The 16323-nt window shown below is 45.6% G+C and carries 15 protein-coding genes; 8 read left to right on the top strand and 7 right to left on the bottom strand.

The annotated features are described in order from the left end of the window. The first annotated feature begins 132 nt into the window (after positions 1-132). Positions 133-996 (top strand): transcriptional regulator HexR, encoded by an 864-nt coding sequence (gene hexR, locus ABXT59_RS11340; protein WP_443636224.1) that lies wholly within the window; start codon positions 133-135, stop codon positions 994-996. Between the two features lie 71 nt (positions 997-1067). Here hexR and ABXT59_RS11335 read toward each other — a convergent pair whose 3' ends face one another. Beyond that, a complete protein-coding gene (locus tag ABXT59_RS11335; protein WP_443636223.1) occupies positions 1068-1451 on the bottom strand; it encodes a DUF3461 family protein in 384 nt (127 codons plus the stop codon). A gap of 369 nt (positions 1452-1820) precedes the next feature. Here ABXT59_RS11335 and parC point away from each other — a divergent pair, with 369 nt between their 5' ends. Next, positions 1821-4115, top strand: a complete 2295-nt coding sequence (gene parC, locus ABXT59_RS11330) for a DNA topoisomerase IV subunit A (RefSeq protein WP_443636222.1) — start codon at positions 1821-1823, stop codon at positions 4113-4115. A gap of 8 nt (positions 4116-4123) precedes the next feature. On the opposite strand, the gene ABXT59_RS11325 is transcribed toward parC, so the two are convergent. Then, on the bottom strand, positions 4124-5719 hold the full coding sequence (locus ABXT59_RS11325; RefSeq protein ID WP_443636221.1) for a hypothetical protein: 1596 nt from the start codon (positions 5717-5719) through the stop codon (positions 4124-4126). A 127-nt stretch (positions 5720-5846) separates the two neighbouring features. Here ABXT59_RS11325 and serB point away from each other — a divergent pair, with 127 nt between their 5' ends. Continuing rightward, the gene (gene serB, locus ABXT59_RS11320; protein WP_443636220.1) at positions 5847-6758 is read left to right on the top strand and encodes a phosphoserine phosphatase SerB; all 912 of its coding nucleotides are present in this window, start codon (positions 5847-5849) and stop codon (positions 6756-6758) included. A 26-nt stretch (positions 6759-6784) separates the two neighbouring features. Here the strand turns inward: serB and epmB are convergent, their stop codons facing one another. Next, on the bottom strand, positions 6785-7828 hold the full coding sequence (epmB, locus tag ABXT59_RS11315; RefSeq protein WP_443636219.1) for an EF-P beta-lysylation protein EpmB: 1044 nt from the start codon (positions 7826-7828) through the stop codon (positions 6785-6787). Between the two features lie 42 nt (positions 7829-7870). Between epmB and efp the strand changes: the two genes are divergently transcribed. Both efp and epmA read left to right on the top strand, forming a co-directional pair. Next, positions 7871-8437, top strand: a complete 567-nt coding sequence (gene efp / locus ABXT59_RS11310; protein ID WP_443636218.1) for an elongation factor P — start codon at positions 7871-7873, stop codon at positions 8435-8437. Between the two features lie 13 nt (positions 8438-8450). Then, positions 8451-9434: an EF-P lysine aminoacylase EpmA gene (gene epmA, locus ABXT59_RS11305; protein WP_443636217.1), complete on the top strand. Its 984-nt coding sequence runs from the start codon at positions 8451-8453 to the stop codon at positions 9432-9434. Positions 9435-9461: 27 nt separating this feature from the next. On the opposite strand, the gene asd is transcribed toward epmA, so the two are convergent. Both asd and rsgA read right to left on the bottom strand, forming a co-directional pair. Further along, positions 9462-10313 carry an archaetidylserine decarboxylase gene (gene asd, locus ABXT59_RS11300; protein WP_443636216.1) on the bottom strand — a complete coding sequence of 284 codons (852 nt, stop codon included), beginning with the start codon at positions 10311-10313 and terminating at the stop codon, positions 9462-9464. 9 nt (positions 10314-10322) lie between these two features. Further along, positions 10323-11360: a small ribosomal subunit biogenesis GTPase RsgA gene (gene rsgA, locus ABXT59_RS11295; protein ID WP_443636215.1), complete on the bottom strand. Its 1038-nt coding sequence runs from the start codon at positions 11358-11360 to the stop codon at positions 10323-10325. A gap of 94 nt (positions 11361-11454) precedes the next feature. Here rsgA and orn point away from each other — a divergent pair, with 94 nt between their 5' ends. Further along, positions 11455-12003, top strand: a complete 549-nt coding sequence (gene orn, locus ABXT59_RS11290; protein ID WP_443636214.1) for an oligoribonuclease — start codon at positions 11455-11457, stop codon at positions 12001-12003. Between the two features lie 33 nt (positions 12004-12036). On the opposite strand, the gene nudC is transcribed toward orn, so the two are convergent. Both nudC and queG read right to left on the bottom strand, forming a co-directional pair. Continuing rightward, positions 12037-12894, bottom strand: coding sequence for an NAD(+) diphosphatase (nudC, locus tag ABXT59_RS11285; RefSeq protein ID WP_443636213.1), 858 nt, complete (start codon positions 12892-12894; stop codon positions 12037-12039). A gap of 214 nt (positions 12895-13108) precedes the next feature. Further along, on the bottom strand, positions 13109-14308 hold the full coding sequence (gene queG / locus ABXT59_RS11280; RefSeq protein WP_443636212.1) for a tRNA epoxyqueuosine(34) reductase QueG: 1200 nt from the start codon (positions 14306-14308) through the stop codon (positions 13109-13111). A 146-nt stretch (positions 14309-14454) separates the two neighbouring features. On the opposite strand from queG, the gene tsaE reads away from it, so the two are divergent. Further along, positions 14455-14937, top strand: coding sequence for a tRNA (adenosine(37)-N6)-threonylcarbamoyltransferase complex ATPase subunit type 1 TsaE (gene tsaE / locus ABXT59_RS11275; RefSeq protein ID WP_443636211.1), 483 nt, complete (start codon positions 14455-14457; stop codon positions 14935-14937). Next, entirely contained in the window at positions 14934-16301 is a 1368-nt protein-coding gene (locus ABXT59_RS11270; RefSeq protein WP_443636210.1) for an N-acetylmuramoyl-L-alanine amidase, read from the top strand. Before tsaE ends, ABXT59_RS11270 begins: the two co-directional genes overlap by 4 nt. The last annotated feature ends 22 nt before the right edge of the window (positions 16302-16323 follow it).

Raw genomic sequence — 16323 nt, 5'->3', positions numbered from 1 at the left:
CGTCGACGAGTCCTTTTAGGATAGTTTAATTAGTAATAATACACTTTTTAAGCAATAAAAGTCACAAATATATGACTAATGTTGGTAATATTACGTACATTAATGAATAAATAAGCTAGAACGAAAAAACTTATGACCACTAATCACAATTTGTTGCAGCGCCTATCTTCTCAGCAGGAACAGCTTAACCGATCTGAGCGCAAAGTTGTGCAAGTGATTGTTGCTGATCCTCAATCAGCAACACGCATGAGCATTGCTGCTCTGGCAGAGTTAGCGCAAGTGAGTGAGCCCACAGTGAATCGCATGTGCCGCAGCTTTGGTTTGAAGGGCTATCCCGATTTTAAGTTAGAGTTGGCTCAAAGCATGGCTCGTGGCACACCTTATGTGAGCCAGAGCGTCAATCAAAATGATACGGCCGCCCAATACACAGACAAAATATTCACCAGTACCATGGCCAGTTTAGATGCAGCCAGACAACAAGTGGATAGTAAGGTGATTGAGCGAGCGGTAGATTATCTAAGTCAAGCGCAGCAAATTTGTTTCTTTGGCATGGGTGCTTCGGGATCGGTAGCCCATGACGCCCTGCACAAGTTTTTTCGTTTTAACATTCCAGTTGTGGCACATACCGATTCACTCATGATGCGGATGATGGCGGCGGCGTGCAAGCGCGGTGATGTGTTGGTGTTGTTGTCTTTTACAGGCCGTACAAAGGAGATGGTAGAGGTAGCTCGTATTGGCCGAAATGCAGGTGCTTTGGTGATTGCCATTACGGCTATAGCCTCTCCTTTAGCGCAAGAATCGAGCTTAGTATTGGGGGTAGAAGCACCTGAAGACACGGATGTGTATATGCCAATGCAATCACGCACTATTCAATTGACCTTAATCGACGTTTTGGCAACAGGGGTCATATTGCGTCGTGGGGAAGATTTTCATGGTCATTTAAAAACCATCAAGCAGAGTTTAGCCAGCACTCGTTTAGCTTTGGATGGGGAATAATAGTCGGTTTTTGGATTCAAAAAAAACCGCATTGGGCTGCCCCAGTGCGGTTTTATAAACGCCATCCACGTTTATAAGCGGTCGAGTTGGGCGCGAATTTCAGCCAGTTTTTCTGCCATGATGCGCTCTAGGTGCACTAGGTTCTCAGTAATCGCTTCTTTGCTGTCCACAGCTTTCTTTTCTTCGTGGGCAAGCTTATTTAGTTCAGTCAGTGCACGCAGCAAGAAAGGTGAAATCTCACTTACTTCCTGCCATTGCTGTCGGCCTGAATCTACCATGACAGTGCGGGTGGCACGACCAAAGCGGAATTTTTTACTGCGAGGTAAGAAAGATCCCTTTTCACGCTTGTAGTAGATTTTGAGGATATCAAAATCGCCTTCTTGGCGGAGGGTATATTTGCTGATGGACTCAAAGCTTGTGATGCCCATTTCTGTCAGTGTAGTGTGTTGCGACATAATTGTTCTCCATAGAGATTAAAAGTTAAAGTTTTCTTATGAAAATCAATGACTCAACAAATTATTGTAAGGTAGGCTCTGGCGGCCCTGCCTTGCTGGTCTGACGAAGTGTGAGTAGAAAGTGTGGAGACCTACACAAACCGTCATGGGGGAGGTTTTCAAGACCGCTATTGTAACGGGTTACTGGTTAAATAGTAACCAGTAATGAGGCCTTTATGTGAGGCAAACATAGAATAATTGGTATTCATTCAATAATTAGTTATATGAACTTCATCCAAGTACTTTTTGCGGTATACTCGAGCTTAAATTTAGGCTTTACTCAAGCGTGCGGTTGTCCCCAAACCACACTAAATAAGGATTTTCCTTCCTATGTCTGGTGTCATCCCTATCGATGAAGGCGTTGAACGTCTACCCCTCAAAGAATATACAGAAAAAGCGTATTTAGATTATTCGATGTATGTCATTTTAGACCGTGCATTGCCGCATATTGGGGATGGCCTAAAGCCAGTGCAAAGGCGCATTGTTTATGCCATGTCAGAACTAGGCTTAAAAACCTCTGCCAAGTACAAAAAGTCGGCCCGCACCATTGGTGATGTGTTGGGTAAGTTCCATCCCCATGGCGATAGTGCCTGTTACGAAGCCATGGTGCACATGGCGCAAACTTTTTCTTACCGTTACACACTCGTTGATGGTCAAGGTAACTGGGGTTCGGCAGACGATCCAAAATCTTTCGCCGCCATGCGTTACACAGAAGCTAAGCTTACAGGCTACGCTGATGTCCTGCTTGGTGAATTAGGCCAGGGTACCGTTGATTGGGGCAATAACTTCGACGGCACACTTCAAGAGCCTTTAGTGCTTCCTTCCCGCGTACCTAACGTGCTTTTAAACGGTGCTACAGGGATTGCCGTAGGCATGGCCACAGACATTCCACCGCATAATTTACGGGAAGTGGTTTCTGCCTGTATCCATCTCTTAGATAACCCTAGCGCCACCACAGAACAGCTGTTTGAGTTTGTACAGGGGCCTGATATGCCCACTACGGCAGAAATTATCAGCCCACGAAGCGACTTGTTACAAATGTATAAAACAGGACGGGGCAGTATCCGTATGCGGGCTGTGGTCGATCATGAAGACGGTGACATTGTTATTACGGCCTTGCCCTATCAAGTTTCTGGGGCTCGCATATTAGAGCAAATTGCAGCTCAAATGCAGGCCAAAAAATTACCTATGGTGGCTGACCTGAGGGATGAGTCCGACCATGAAAAGCCAACTCGACTGGTGATTGTGCCGCGTTCAAATCGGGTTGATACGCAGCAGTTGTTAAACCATTTATTTGCAACGACAGATTTAGAGCGTTCTTACCGAGTTAATTTAAACCTGATTGGGGTGGACGGCAAGCCTCAAGTTAAAGGTTTAAGTCGTATTTTGACAGAGTGGCTCTCTTTCCGCATGGAAACAGTGACCCGTCGCTTGCAGCACCGTTTAGATAAAGTGCTTGAACGTTTGCACCTATTGGAAGGTTTGTTAATTGCATACCTTAACATTGATGAAATTATCGCTATAATCCGCGAACAAGAAAAGCCTAAACCTGTGCTGATGCAGCGCTTTGCTTTATCTGATAATCAAGCGGATGCAATATTAGATTTAAAGTTACGTCACTTAGCTCGGTTAGAGCAGCACCGGATTCAGGCCGAACAAGAAGAACTTGCGGCTGAACGCCAAAAACTAGAATTATTACTAGGCTCGAAGGCGCGTTTAAAAACCCTCATAAAGCGTGAATTAATGGCTGATGCTGAAGCCTTTGGTGATGATCGAAGGTCACCTATTGTGGTGCGCCAAGAAGCTAAAGCCCTGTCAGAAAGAGATTTGCTCACGACTGAACCCGTGACTGTGGTTTTATCCAAACAAGGCTGGGTTCGTGGTGCTAAAGGCCACGATATTGACCCCTCTAATATGAGTTATAAATCGGGAGATGACTTCTTGCTCATGGTGCAAGCTCGAAGTAACCAAAGCGTTGCCTTTCTTGATGAAGGCGGCCGTAGCTACTCCCTAGAGGCTCATACTCTACCTTCTGCTCGTGGTCAGGGTGAACCGTTAAGTGGTCGTTTTAACGCCCCCAGTGGTGTGCAATTTTCAGCGGCGGTCAGTGCTAAAGCAGATCAATTATTACTCATGAGTACAGACGCAGGCTATGGCTTTATTTCAACCTTTGAAGACTTATTAAGTAAAAATAAGTCTGGAAAAGCAGCCATGTCGGTACCAAAGGGGGCGAAGGTGATCGCTCCACAGCATATCACTAAGATGCTAGACACTTGGTTAGTCGCAGTCAGCAATGAAGGCCGTATGCTCGTATTTCCATTGCAAGATTTGCCCCAGTTAGCACGAGGTAAAGGTAATAAAATTATCAGTATTTCGTCTACTCGCGTGGCCAGCCGTGAAGAGTTTATGGTGGCTTGCGCACTCGTTACTGAAACCTGTGAATTATTAGTTCATTCAGGCAAGCGTTATCTGCGTCTGAAAGCCACAGATCTTGTGCATTATAGGGGCGAGCGAGGCCGAAGAGGTAATAAACTACCCAGAGGTTTCCAAAATGTCGACAGCCTAGCGGTTGAGAGCATCGCTGCAACTGAAGCCGATGTGGAGCCCAGCCAACCTGACGCTTAAAGCATGAGTTAGAGGTTGGGGCTGAAGTGACTGATTTGCATATCTAACAGATCTTGGTAATCGCTGCTTAGGCGTGCCAAGCTAACGGCCCCACTCGCTAATGGCGTGCAATTATTGGCCTGTAATACCCGTTGTTGCAATTCGGGGTGATAGGCAACTTGCCGGCTGATCACCATATGCTCTTGCCGTTCTCGGCGAGACAGCTCTGCTGCTTCCTCTGTGAGGCTGCTCAGCTCTTCTAAGTTGCCCGTATGAACCACGATTTGAATGCTCAAGTTCGACTTACGATGGGCCGCCCGTTGGGCATTAAAGGCTTTATAAAGACCAAAGAAAAACTGGGCTGCGCACAGTGCATTCACACAATGGGTCATGTGCTCATGGGGTTTGTCAAAGGTCACCAGCACATCGTGGTTGTCTTCGGTTTCAATGGTGCCCCCGTATATGGCGCACACCTGATCCACCAGCCGGTGGTACGATTTAAGGAGCAAGTGTTTTTCAGCGGCTTCCATAGGTCCCTGGTCTCGGGTATTCACATTAATGTATAACAAACTAACCAGTGGGTCATCATGCAAAAAACTTGGTGAGGAAGCCACAGACGGGGTGTAGGCCTGATGATCAAGAGTGGGTATTTCTTGGGACATGGGCTCGGCAGTGTCTACAGGGATGGGTGTCGGTCGCAAAGGGGCCGAGTTATCACTATTGCGCAAATCATCCATGGTAAATATAGGTAAGTTATTTTCGTCAGCGGTGTTAAGAGCAGCGAGTTTAGGTGCAAATAAAGGGTCACCAAGTTCACTTAATTGCGGCTCTGAAGATAATTCCCTCGCCAAGTTATGTAATTCATGGTTAAACGCTTCTTGTTGATTGGGCGCTTCCAATTCTGGTTGGTGGTCTACTTGATCATAATGATTAGGCGCCACTATACCTTTTCCAGCAGGCATTTCTAATTCATATTGGTGTTCAGTTTGAGCATGCAACAAGCGCTCTTCGTTAATTGAGTTGAACCCTAAATTAATGATGCCCCACTCATCAAGACGGCTATCATCCAAAGGTGGTGCCTTACCATATTCCAATAGCTGTTCTTGGGCTTCATGTAATCGATGCAGTGGCTGCACCAAGCGGGCTCCAAACCACCAACCCATAACGATACAGGCAAGTAAGATTAGCCCTGCCGTGGGCCATAGTAAAAACATCAGTTGAGTAAGGCTTGGATTTAAATCTAATTCAGTCTGGCGTAAGTGCAGGCTACCAATCTTTTCTTCATCCAACTTTATGGGCAGAATTAAATAGTTGGAGTCGTTTAAAAAACCTGTTTTAGCTAACATTTGACCGTCTGCATCATATACAGCAGCCCCCACAATGGCGCCTTGTTGTCTAAGTTTTGCCAGCGTAACGTTAAGACTGATGTAGTCTTGTTTAACCAACAAAGGAGCACTTAAGTTAGCCAATTGCTGGCCCATTTTTTGTCCTAAAAAAGCGTTTTGCTGACCCGTAACTTGGTTAAGGTGTTGGTAGGTCATGAATCCCAAAGACACGCTAGCAAGCAAAAACGTCGCGATGAGCAGCAATACCGTCTTTTGAACCAAGGTGAGGCGGGATTGCATTAAATGTCTAAAGGAAAGGATTTTATTGGGCATTAGGTGTTAATCAGCACTATTTCAAAGAGGTAAAAACAAACCCATTCTAACCCACTAATGATAAAATGCTAAGCCCACTCAAGGAGTTGTATCTATGTTTCATCGTCTAACCCTATTTGATTTAAGCAAAGAGGGCAAAATTGCAGCCATCGATAAGGTTATGGCGACTGCGGATGTGCCACTTCAACAGAGCCAACAAAGTACCCATGCAAACTATACACTGCAGCAATGGTGCTGGAACAGTCCCACTGAAGAGGGGGCTATGGAGTGTATTAACAAGCATGAAACTAAATACACTTTGCTGCTTGAAAGCATTCATGAAATCTTGTCGAAACAATCTACAGTGGATTATGTATTACAATCATCCCATCAGCCGATAGAAAACATCAAACTCGCTGTTTTTGATATGGACTCTACCTTGATACAGGCAGAAGTGATGGATGAATTAGCCTATGCCATTGGTATCGGTCCACAAGTGGCTCTTATTACTGCTCGCTCTATGGCGGGAGAATTAGATTTTGAACAAAGCTTTCGTCAGCGCTTGGCTTTATTAAAAGGGTTTACCACCAACCAGCTTGCCACCATCAATCAAAGCCTTGAATTAATGCCGGGGGCACAGCAACTTATGCAGGGTTTGCAAGAGCGAGGCGTATATTGTGCTATTTTGTCAGGTGGCTTTAGTTATTTTGCGGATCGCCTTGCTCTTAGGTTGGGAATGCAAGAGGCCTTTTCTAATCCCTTAGAGGAAGTAGAAGGAAAACTCACTGGGCAGGTGACAGGGCCAGTTTTGGACGCGAGTAGCAAAGTTGAGTTGATGTACCAGTTACAAAAGAGTCTTGGCTTGTCTATTCATCAATGCCTCGCTGTAGGCGATGGTGCCAACGATCTACCTATGCTTAATACAGCCGGTTTAGGTGTGGCTTTCCATGGTAAACCTTTAGTTCGACAACAAGCACCTCACCAACTGAACCAAGTAGACTTGGATGCTCTACTGCACTTAGTTTAACCATTAGTCTATCTTCTAGTTTTGGTTTAACTTTGCGAATATAGAGTTTTACTTTTCTTGCCGGGCTCTTCGCGCACCAGTTTGGGTACTAAATAGCCCGACATAGACGCCTGCATTTTTGCCACTAAAGACTGCCCGCGCTTTAAACTAACAAAAAAATGCGTAGTACCCGCAACATGGTCAGGCAAGTGCAGGTAATAGGGCATTATCCCAAGCTCAAACAGGCGTTCACTAAGTTCTTTTAGGCATGTGAGCGTGTCGTTTACATGGGCTAGCAACACGCTTTGGTTTAGCAGTTGCACTTGGTGTTGGCGCAATAATGCGCAGGCTTGGGCGACATCTTTACCCAGTTCATTGGCATGGTTGGCGTGCACGACCATGACACAGTCTAAATGGGAGCGGGCAAGCCTTTGGCAAAGTTCTAGGGTGATGCGTTGGGGCAATACAATGGGCAAACGGCTATGAATACGCAAGCGTTTCACATGAGGTATGACTTCAATAGCAGCAATTAGCTCGAATAATTGTACGTCGGTTAAGGCCAATGGGTCACCACCGCTAAGAATTATTTCTTCTATGTCTGCATGTTTTTCAATATAGCTGAGACTTTGTCGCCATTCATTGCGGGCACGTTTTTGATCACTATAGGGATAATGACGACGGAAGCAATAACGGCAATTAATGGCACAGTGTCCAGCCGCAATTAATAAGGCTCGCCCTTGGTATTTGTGCACCACCCCAGGGACAGGGTTAAATTGGGCCTCTTGTAAAGGGTCATCATTAAACTCTGGGTGTTTGATGGCCTCTTCGAAGCGGGGTAATACTTGCAATAGTAGGGGGTCTGTGGGGTCTTGTGGTTTCATTTTTTGGGCAAATGCTTTGGGCACAAGGGTTGAAAATCCTTGGTCATCCGCTATTAGTGTGGCCTGCTGTGCCTCACTAAAGCCAAGGGCGTTAAGCAACTGTTGAGGTGTGCGGTAAGCTTCACGCAACTGGGTGCGCCAATCTTCTAGGGGTTTGGCGTGTTTAATCAAGCTTAAAGGTTCAACTTGCGCCGTGCTTTGCGGTATCATATGCAACATATTCCCCGATGTTTATTTCATTAGAGCGAAAAAATGGCTAATTATAGCAGTAACGATTTCAAACCTGGTCTTAAAGTAATGTTAGAAGGTGATCCATGTGCCATGGTGGATGTCGAGTTTGTCAAACCAGGTAAAGGGCAAGCATTTACCCGTGTAAGGATGAAAAACTTGAAATCGGGCCGTGTATGGGATCGTACCTTTAAAGCGGGAGAATCCATTGAAATGGCAGACGTGATGGACCGGAACATGGAATATCTATATACGGATGGTGAGTTTTGGCACTTCATGATGGCAGACGGTACTTTCGAGCAATATGGTGCAGATGTCAATGCCGTAGGCGACTGTATTAAATGGTTGAAAGAGCAGGAAATATATCTTGTCACCTTATGGAATGATGCACCCCTAGCTGTTGTTGCTCCAAACTTTGTGGAGCTAGAAGTCACAGAAACAGACCCTGGCCTGAAAGGTGATACCGCTCAAGGGGGCAGTAAGCCAGCGACTTTAGCCACAGGTGCTACCGTGCGAGTTCCTTTGTTTATTGAGCAAGGCGAGATGTTAAAGATTGACACTCGCACAGGCGATTACGTGAGCCGCGCATAAACACAGGATTCTCATGATGCCATGGCAACCTAGTGCTGACATTAAACAGCTTAAGCAACGTGCCAAGATCATTAGCCAAATCAGAGATTTTTTTGCTAACCTCGATGTGCTTGAGGTTGATACCCCAGTTATGTCTCATTATGGGGTATCTGACCCTCATATAGATTCTATACCTGTCGACTTTGGTTCACATAGCACAATGCCTGATGCAGCTATCAAGCACTCAATGTGTCTTGTGTCTTCCCCTGAATACGCAATGAAACGCTTGTTAGCTGCAGGCAGCGGCAGTATCTATCAAATAGCAAAAGCCTTTCGAAATGGAGAAGTAGGCCGCCGACATAATCCAGAATTTACCTTGTTAGAGTGGTATCGTATCGGTTTTAATCTGCAACAGTTGATGCAAGAAGTCGCTTGCCTTATCAGTTATGTACTAAAAAACGAAGCCTTAAAGTGGCATTTTTGGAGTTATCAGCAGGCCTTCGAGATGATTCTTGCTATCAACCCACTCACCGCTAGTGATCACGCCATAAAAGCCAAGGCCTTGGCCCAAGTGGATATTCAAATGGACGCTGGCGCTCCCCGAGATGCGTGGTTAGATTTGTTAATGAGCCACTGTATCGAACCCAATTTGCCCAAAGCGTGTTTTGTTTTTGATTACCCTGCCAGCCAATCAGCCCTAGCAATGATTCACATAGATGCGTTTGGCAATCAAGTGGCACGGCGCTTTGAGGTGTATGTTAATGGCATGGAGTTGGCTAATGGCTATGAAGAATTGACGGACGCGCAAGAACAAGAACAGCGCTTTGTAATGGATAACGCGACCCGATTAGCCATAGGAAAAACGCCAATGGCAGCTGATGATAGGCTAATTCAGGCCTTAGCAGCAGGGTTACCTGAGTGCGCTGGCGTTGCTTTAGGTATAGAGCGTTTGTTAATGTTAGCCTCTGGTGAGGCTGATATTGCTAAGGTGATGGCGTTTAACCATCACCGGGCCTAGGTATGGATCAATTGTTTTAAAAACACATTATGTTAATTCGGCCAGCATTTGGCCCAATCGAGTGGTGGTGCCAGCACTGAGTTCTTTGGGCCATTGACTGACCCCTTTTGGTAAACACAAAACTACGGTGGAGCCTAATTTAAAGTGCCCCATTTCTTCTCCCCTGTGCAATACGATGGGCTCTTGATGGCCATAGTTAAACTGGCTCACGACCTGACCTTTAGGACACACCAACCCTGCCCAAACAGTTTCTACACTGGCCACAATCATAGCCCCTACAAGGACCATAGCCATAGGACCAAATTCCGTTTCAAAAATAGCCACTACCCGTTCATTACGAGCAAATAAGCTTGGCACTTGGCCAGCTGTGGCTTTATTAACAGAAAATAATTCGCCTGGCACATGCACCATATGGGTGAGTTGACCGTCACAGGGCATATGAATACGATGGTAGTCTTTAGGTGCCAAGTAAATAGTAGCAAAATCACCATCAATAAAAGGCTTGGCAAGATCACTATTGCCACCCAGCAAACTAGTGAGGTTGAACTCATGGTCCTTGGCTTGGAATAGGCTCTGCCCAGTTATTTTTCCAATCTGGCTAATAGCGCCATCGACCGGGCAGGCCAGGTGTTTTGGATGATGATCAATGGGACGAGCATCAAGCTTAAGACTGCGAGTAAAAAAGTCATTAAAACTATCATAATCAGTAGGATTTTGACGTTCAGCTTCCGCCATGTTGACCTTGAAATGTTTTACAAAAGCACGAATAAAGGGGTCTTTGATGACAGGTATTGAACTATGGGCTAGCATACCTACTAGGCGTGAAATTAAGTGTTTCGGTAACAAATACTGCATCAGTACAAATAAACGGTCGCCCATTATAAATCCTTAATTATGTGTGGTGAAGTCGTCTAAAGACGCTTTAATGTGTTGAAAGCTGGCCATACGGATAGGGTCGATATGACCCTCTTCTAAAGCCTTTAATAATGCACAAGCTGGCTCATGATCATGGCTACAATCACTAAATTTACAGTAGCCTAAATAGGGCCTAAACTCTACAAAACCCTCTAGGAGGGTCGCTGTGTCCATATGCCAAAGACCAAACTCACGTATACCTGGAGAGTCAATTAACTGTCCACCATTGGGGATATGGAATAATTTAGCTGTGGTCGTAGTGTGAACACCTTTATTAGTTTGTTCAGATAAAGCGCTGGTTTTAATATCTACGCCCGGTAGTAGTACATTCACCAGACTAGACTTGCCAACACCTGATTGCCCAACAAACACGCTCACTTTATTATTTAATGCCGCATATAATGCCTCTAGGCCTGCTAAGCTTTGGGTCGAGGCGCGGATAATGCGGTAACCCAGAGTTTGGTAGCGGGCTAACATAGGTTCCAAATGGATCTGTGCCTCTTCATCTAATAAATCAGTTTTGTTGAGCAGCAAAATGGGTTCAATGTTACTGGCCTCTGCCGCCACTAGATATCGATCTATCAAACTAGCATGGGCATAGGGTTTGGGCGCGAAAGTAACAATAATCTGATCAATATTAGCGGCCACAGGTTTAAGATCACCATATTTGTTGGGCCGGCTTAAAATGCTATGGCGGTCATCGCGAGCCACAATAACCCCTGATTGATCTGCTGCTTGACGCCAAGAAACTTGGTCACCCGTAACGAGGAAGCCTAAATTAGAGCGGATTTTGCAACGGAAGACTTCACCTTGGTGCTGGCCATGTAAAGCTTCCACATCAATTAAAGAGCCATAGTGGGCTATGATCAGCCCCTGCTGTTCTGGGGATAGGTCGCCATGTTCTATGGCTCGCTCTATGGCGCCATCTTGCTTGTTCGCACGCGCGCGGCGTTCTTCTTGAACTTTATCAATTTGCCATTGTTGGTGGCGGGTGAGTTTACGTTTGGCCATGGAGAATTAATGTACTGTTGTGTCAGTAAAGGCTCCATTCTACCGCGAAGTGAGGCATAATTCAGTGTATCAATCTTACTAGAGCACTTTTCTTGTGAAACAAGCACACAATTTAATTTGGTTAGACTTAGAAATGACCGGTCTGGACCCTGAACAAGACGTTATCATTGAAATCGCCACCATTGTTACGGACGCGCATTTAAATGTTTTGGGTGAAGGGCCATCACTTGTCATCCATCAAAGTGATTCAGTGCTGGAAAATATGAATGCTTGGTGTATTAAACAACACGGTCAATCAGGTCTGACCCAAAGAGTGCGCGAAAGTAAGGTCAGTTGTTCAGATGCAGAGCAGCAAACCCTAACGTTTCTTAAAACTTTCGTTGACGGGGGGCACTCACCTATGTGTGGCAACACCATTGGCCAAGATCGGCGCTTTTTAGTGAAGTACATGCCTCAGTTGGAGGCTTATTTTCATTACCGCAATTTAGACGTAAGTACTCTCAAAGAACTGGCCCGCCGGTGGCGCCCAGATTTACTCGACGGGCTCAAAAAAGATGGGACTCATTTGGCCTTAGATGATGTGCGCGATTCAATTACCGAAATGGCTTATTATCGTGATCATTTTTTGAAAATGGCCCCGTAAACTTAGAGTGGTTAATTGAGAGCACTAACTCAACTAGCCATAGGTTAATGTTGCCTGTTGTACATATTGTTGGATTAGGCGGCCTGCCATAATTCCCGGTGGGGCAATAGTTTCGGGTAATTGATCGTATCGAAACCAGTTTGCTTCTGCGATTTCAATGCCATCAATTTTAATTTCCTTACTTGTGGCATTGGCAATAAAACCAAGCATGAGTTGTCCAGGATAAGGCCAAGACTGACTGCCGACATATTGAATATTGTTGATGACCAAACCTACTTCTTCAAACACTTCTCGGTGAAGCGCCTGCTCAGCGCTTTCCCCAGCCTCAAGGTAACCTGCCAATGCACTAAACCGGTTACTGGGCCAGTTGGCATTGCGCGCCAAAAGACATTCATTTCCATGGGTCACCAGAACGATTACACAAGGCGATATGCGGGGGTAGTTATTAATATTGCAAGCAACACAGGTCATCGCGTGTTCTCTATCTGTGGCTTGATTAGGTTGGCCGCATGTGCCACAAAAACGGTGTGTATCTTGCCAATCCAACAACTGTACAGCCCGACATACCAAAGTAAACACTTCCTTGCCAGCAACGGCTAAGATGTCGCGCAATGTCACCAAACGATAGCCTTTAGCTTCAATCTTGGGGGTATTAGTCTTTAATTCCCATACTTCACAATCTCGGCTATGCCATTGACCAAGGGTGAGTTTACGTTGACAAAGCAAGCTCAATGGCTCAGCCATATCGCTGTCAATAATGGGGTTGCTAGCTTTTGCTTCAGGGTGGGCGAGTAATATGTCACCACCCACCACAGCAATAATCCATTTTTTTTTGGTATTTACTTGGACTGAGCTGGCATATAAACCGTTGAGGCTGGCAGGGATATTCACAGGAGGAGGTACCTTTTGTGGGGTGTTTTAGGTCAGTTAATAAGCTTGCTCAAGGCAGGCAGATTGAAATGTCTGCACATGCACACAGTCGCTCTATGATGATAAGTCTAACATGGATAAATGGCGGCTTGGGTGGGGGTTCCATTGACCTAAGGTTTCACAGTAGATGTGGATGCAAACCCGCACTCACACTATGTTTGAGTTTTATAAACACTCAGGTGAGGTGTTTTAGTTTTTTGGCTAGATGAGTCCTTAAAGGCACAGGCGTTAATTGAATGAGTTGCTTTTGGCGCTGCTGCAGTTGTTTTAGGGCCCAGTCTATGTGTTCCTTAACCATTGGACTGGCCAAAGGCTGCTGATCATTAAGTGCCTTGATAATATTTTCTGTGGCCGGTCCATTACCTAAACCAATAGCTAAGTTGCGTTGCCAACCTTCAAACCCAGCACGCCTTATGGGTGAGCCTTCGGTGCGGCTAAGGAATTGCTCTTGCGTCCACTTAAATAGCTCGGCTAATTTCGCTTGGTCTAATCCGTGACGAGGTTTAAAGTCATCTTCATGGCTCACTGCTGGGGCTCGGTTCCAAGGACAGGCCAGTTGACAATCATCACAACCAAAGACGCGGTTGCCCATTAATGGACGCAGTTCTTCGTCAATAGAGCCTTTGTGTTCTATCGTCAGGTAGGCGATACAACGGTTGGCATCAAGCACATAAGGCTTAGGAAAAGCCGAGGTTGGGCATACAGTCATGCAGGAGCTGCATCGACTGCAATGATCTTTATCATAGGGGGGGTCAATCGGGAGCGGCAGATCAACAAAGATCTCACCTAAAAAAAACCAAGACCCTTGCTTGCGGTTGATAAGCAGGGTGTGTTTGCCTTGCCAGCCCAGGCCCGCTTTTTGTGCAAGGGGTTTTTCTAGCACGGGAGCGCTGTCAACAAACACACGGTGGCCAAATGGGCCGATTAAAGCCTCAATGGCTTTACTCAGTTGCGCCAAGCGCTTGCGCACAAGTTTATGGTAATCACGGCCAAGGGCATAGCGAGCAATGTACGCTTGTTCTGCATCTTCGAGAGTGCTGAGCGTGGTTAAAGTTGGGTCTAAGTAATCCATGCGCAAACATATGATGCGCTGTGTACCAGGCACCAGTTCTTGGGCACGATAACGTTTGCTACCGTGTTTACTCATGTAGTCCATGTCGGCATGGTAGCCAAGATCTAACCACTGTTCGAGGTGTTGACCTGCTGCTTCGTTATCTGTATCGGTAATGCCACAATCGGCAAAGCCAAATTCCTCAGCGAGTTGTTTGATACGCAGGGCAAGATCTGTAAGCTCCTGCTCTGTGAGGCCAGGGGGCAAAGTTGGCGAAGGTGGCGAAGGCGGCGCCGATAACAATGGAGCGTTTGAAGTTGGCATAGCGCTTATTCTAACCTAGTCGAATCACCCGAAGCTGTAAAAACTAAAAAAACCAATGAAATAACGACTAGAATGGCGGTTTTTATTGTGCTTTTAGGCTATATTGCAATCTATTAAATGACCCACAAAATAGGATCGATGCATTCATGTCCCAAGAGTACCAACTACAAGCGCACGGAGAAGATGCAATGGTGGCTTTGGGTATGCAGTTTGGTCAGGTGTTAAGTGCTAGTGCTCAAGGAGCTACAGTATTTTTACAAGGTGATTTGGGTATGGGAAAAACCACCTTCACCAGAGGGATTATGCGTCACTTTGGCCATCAAGGAGCAACCAAAAGCCCCACTTATACACTGGTGGAACCTTATCAGTTTAAGCAGCAAAAGGTACATCACTTCGACCTTTATCGCTTGGGGCACCCTGAAGAATTAGAATACTTGGGTATTCGAGACTACTTTGATGGCTGTGCGATTAATTTAGTAGAGTGGCCGGATAAAGGTAAGGGTTTCCTACCCACTGCCGATGTTGTTTTAACGATTCACCCATTGGAGCGGGGGCGCAAACTTACCTTTGTGGCTCAAACCAACATGGGTGATGGCGTTTTGGTTCACCTAGGTAAGGTGCAGCAATGAGGTTTTTGTTTTGGGCTTTATTAGTGAGCTGCCCTTTGCTTACGTGGGCAGCCAGTATAGAAAATATTCGTATTTGGCCTGCTCCTGATAATACACGGTTAGTGTTTGACACCAGTGCTGCTGTTACCTTTGAAGAAATTACGCTAGATAATCCAGACCGTCTGGTGATTGATATTGATCGAAGTACTTTGGCCACCTCTTTAGTATTAGACTTTACTAACAGTCCCATACGCAGTATTCGGTCTAGCCAACGTAGCGATAACAAATTAAGGTTAGTGCTCGACTTAGCATACAAAACTAATCACAAAATTTTCACCTTGGTGCCGAACTCGAGTTATGGTCATCGTTTGGTGGTCGATTTATCCAATTATAAAAAACCGCCAGTAAAACTTGCAGCAGGCACTGTGGCAAAGCCATCACAGCCAAAAACCACTGCCCTAAGTAGCTTGGACCTGCTGGATAGTCAAAGGGACATTCTGATTGCCATAGATGCTGGCCATGGTGGCGAAGACCCTGGTGCTTTAGGCCCCAGGTTTGGTGGTAAAAAGTTACAAGAAAAGCGTGTGGTTTTAAGCATTGCGAAATACCTAGAAGCGCTATTAAAAAAGGAACCAGGGTTTGAGCCGCTGCTGACTCGCACAGGTGATTACTATATTAGTCTTAGGGGGCGAACTAACAAAGCCCGCAAAGCCAAGGCAGATTTGTTTATTTCCATTCATGCCGATGCTTTTAAAAATGGCAAAGCCAAAGGGGCATCGGTGTGGATATTGTCGTCTCGAGGAGCCTCAAGTGAAATGGGACGATGGTTGGCGCAAAAAGAAAATGATGCTGACCAAATTGGAGGCATTGGTGGTATTAGCTTGGAAGATAAAGAGGATGATGTGGTGATGACATTAATCGACATGTCGATGAACTACAGCCAAACAACTGGTGAGGGCATTGCTCGAGAAGTGCTTGGAAATATCGGGAAAATTGCTAGGTTGCATAAAAAACATGTAGAAAAAGCTGGTTTTGTGGTACTTAAATCACCCGATGTGCCCTCTATTCTTGTGGAGACTGGGTTTATTTCTAATCCTGGTGAGGCTGCAAAGCTGCGCACTAAGCAGTATCAAAAAAAAATGGCTAAGGCTATTTTTATGGGTATAAAAAACTACTTTTACAATCATCCTGAAGCGAATACTTACATCGCCTCTGTGGTAGAAGCAAAGCGAAAATTACGCTCCTATAAAGTGGTGTCAGGTGATACACTTTCACGCATTGCCCAGCGTTTTAGTACCAGTGTGAAGCGGTTGCAAATTGCTAATAAAATGACTAATAAATCCACCTTGCAGGTGGGTAGAGTGCTGATTATTCCAGCTGGCTAGTTGGCCTGTCCATTATTGATTA

Origin of the sequence: Candidatus Njordibacter sp. Uisw_058, from assembly GCF_047730065.1 — a bacterium.
Classification (GTDB): Bacteria; Pseudomonadota; Gammaproteobacteria; order Pseudomonadales; family Balneatricaceae; genus Njordibacter.
This window is presented reverse-complemented; position numbering and strand designations above follow the sequence as displayed.

Coding starts and splice junctions, on each gene's coding strand:
- hexR (WP_443636224.1), top strand. CDS start 133: ATGACCACTAATCACAATTTGTTGCAGCGCCTATCTTCTCAGCAGGAA.
- ABXT59_RS11335 (WP_443636223.1), bottom strand. CDS start 1,451: ATGTCGCAACACACTACACTGACAGAAATGGGCATCACAAGCTTTGAG.
- parC (WP_443636222.1), top strand. CDS start 1,821: ATGTCTGGTGTCATCCCTATCGATGAAGGCGTTGAACGTCTACCCCTC.
- ABXT59_RS11325 (WP_443636221.1), bottom strand. CDS start 5,719: ATGCAATCCCGCCTCACCTTGGTTCAAAAGACGGTATTGCTGCTCATC.
- serB (WP_443636220.1), top strand. CDS start 5,847: ATGTTTCATCGTCTAACCCTATTTGATTTAAGCAAAGAGGGCAAAATT.
- epmB (WP_443636219.1), bottom strand. CDS start 7,828: ATGATACCGCAAAGCACGGCGCAAGTTGAACCTTTAAGCTTGATTAAA.
- efp (WP_443636218.1), top strand. CDS start 7,871: ATGGCTAATTATAGCAGTAACGATTTCAAACCTGGTCTTAAAGTAATG.
- epmA (WP_443636217.1), top strand. CDS start 8,451: ATGATGCCATGGCAACCTAGTGCTGACATTAAACAGCTTAAGCAACGT.
- asd (WP_443636216.1), bottom strand. CDS start 10,313: ATGGGCGACCGTTTATTTGTACTGATGCAGTATTTGTTACCGAAACAC.
- rsgA (WP_443636215.1), bottom strand. CDS start 11,360: ATGGCCAAACGTAAACTCACCCGCCACCAACAATGGCAAATTGATAAA.
- queG (WP_443636212.1), bottom strand. CDS start 14,308: ATGCCAACTTCAAACGCTCCATTGTTATCGGCGCCGCCTTCGCCACCT.
- tsaE (WP_443636211.1), top strand. CDS start 14,455: ATGTCCCAAGAGTACCAACTACAAGCGCACGGAGAAGATGCAATGGTG.
- ABXT59_RS11270 (WP_443636210.1), top strand. CDS start 14,934: ATGAGGTTTTTGTTTTGGGCTTTATTAGTGAGCTGCCCTTTGCTTACG.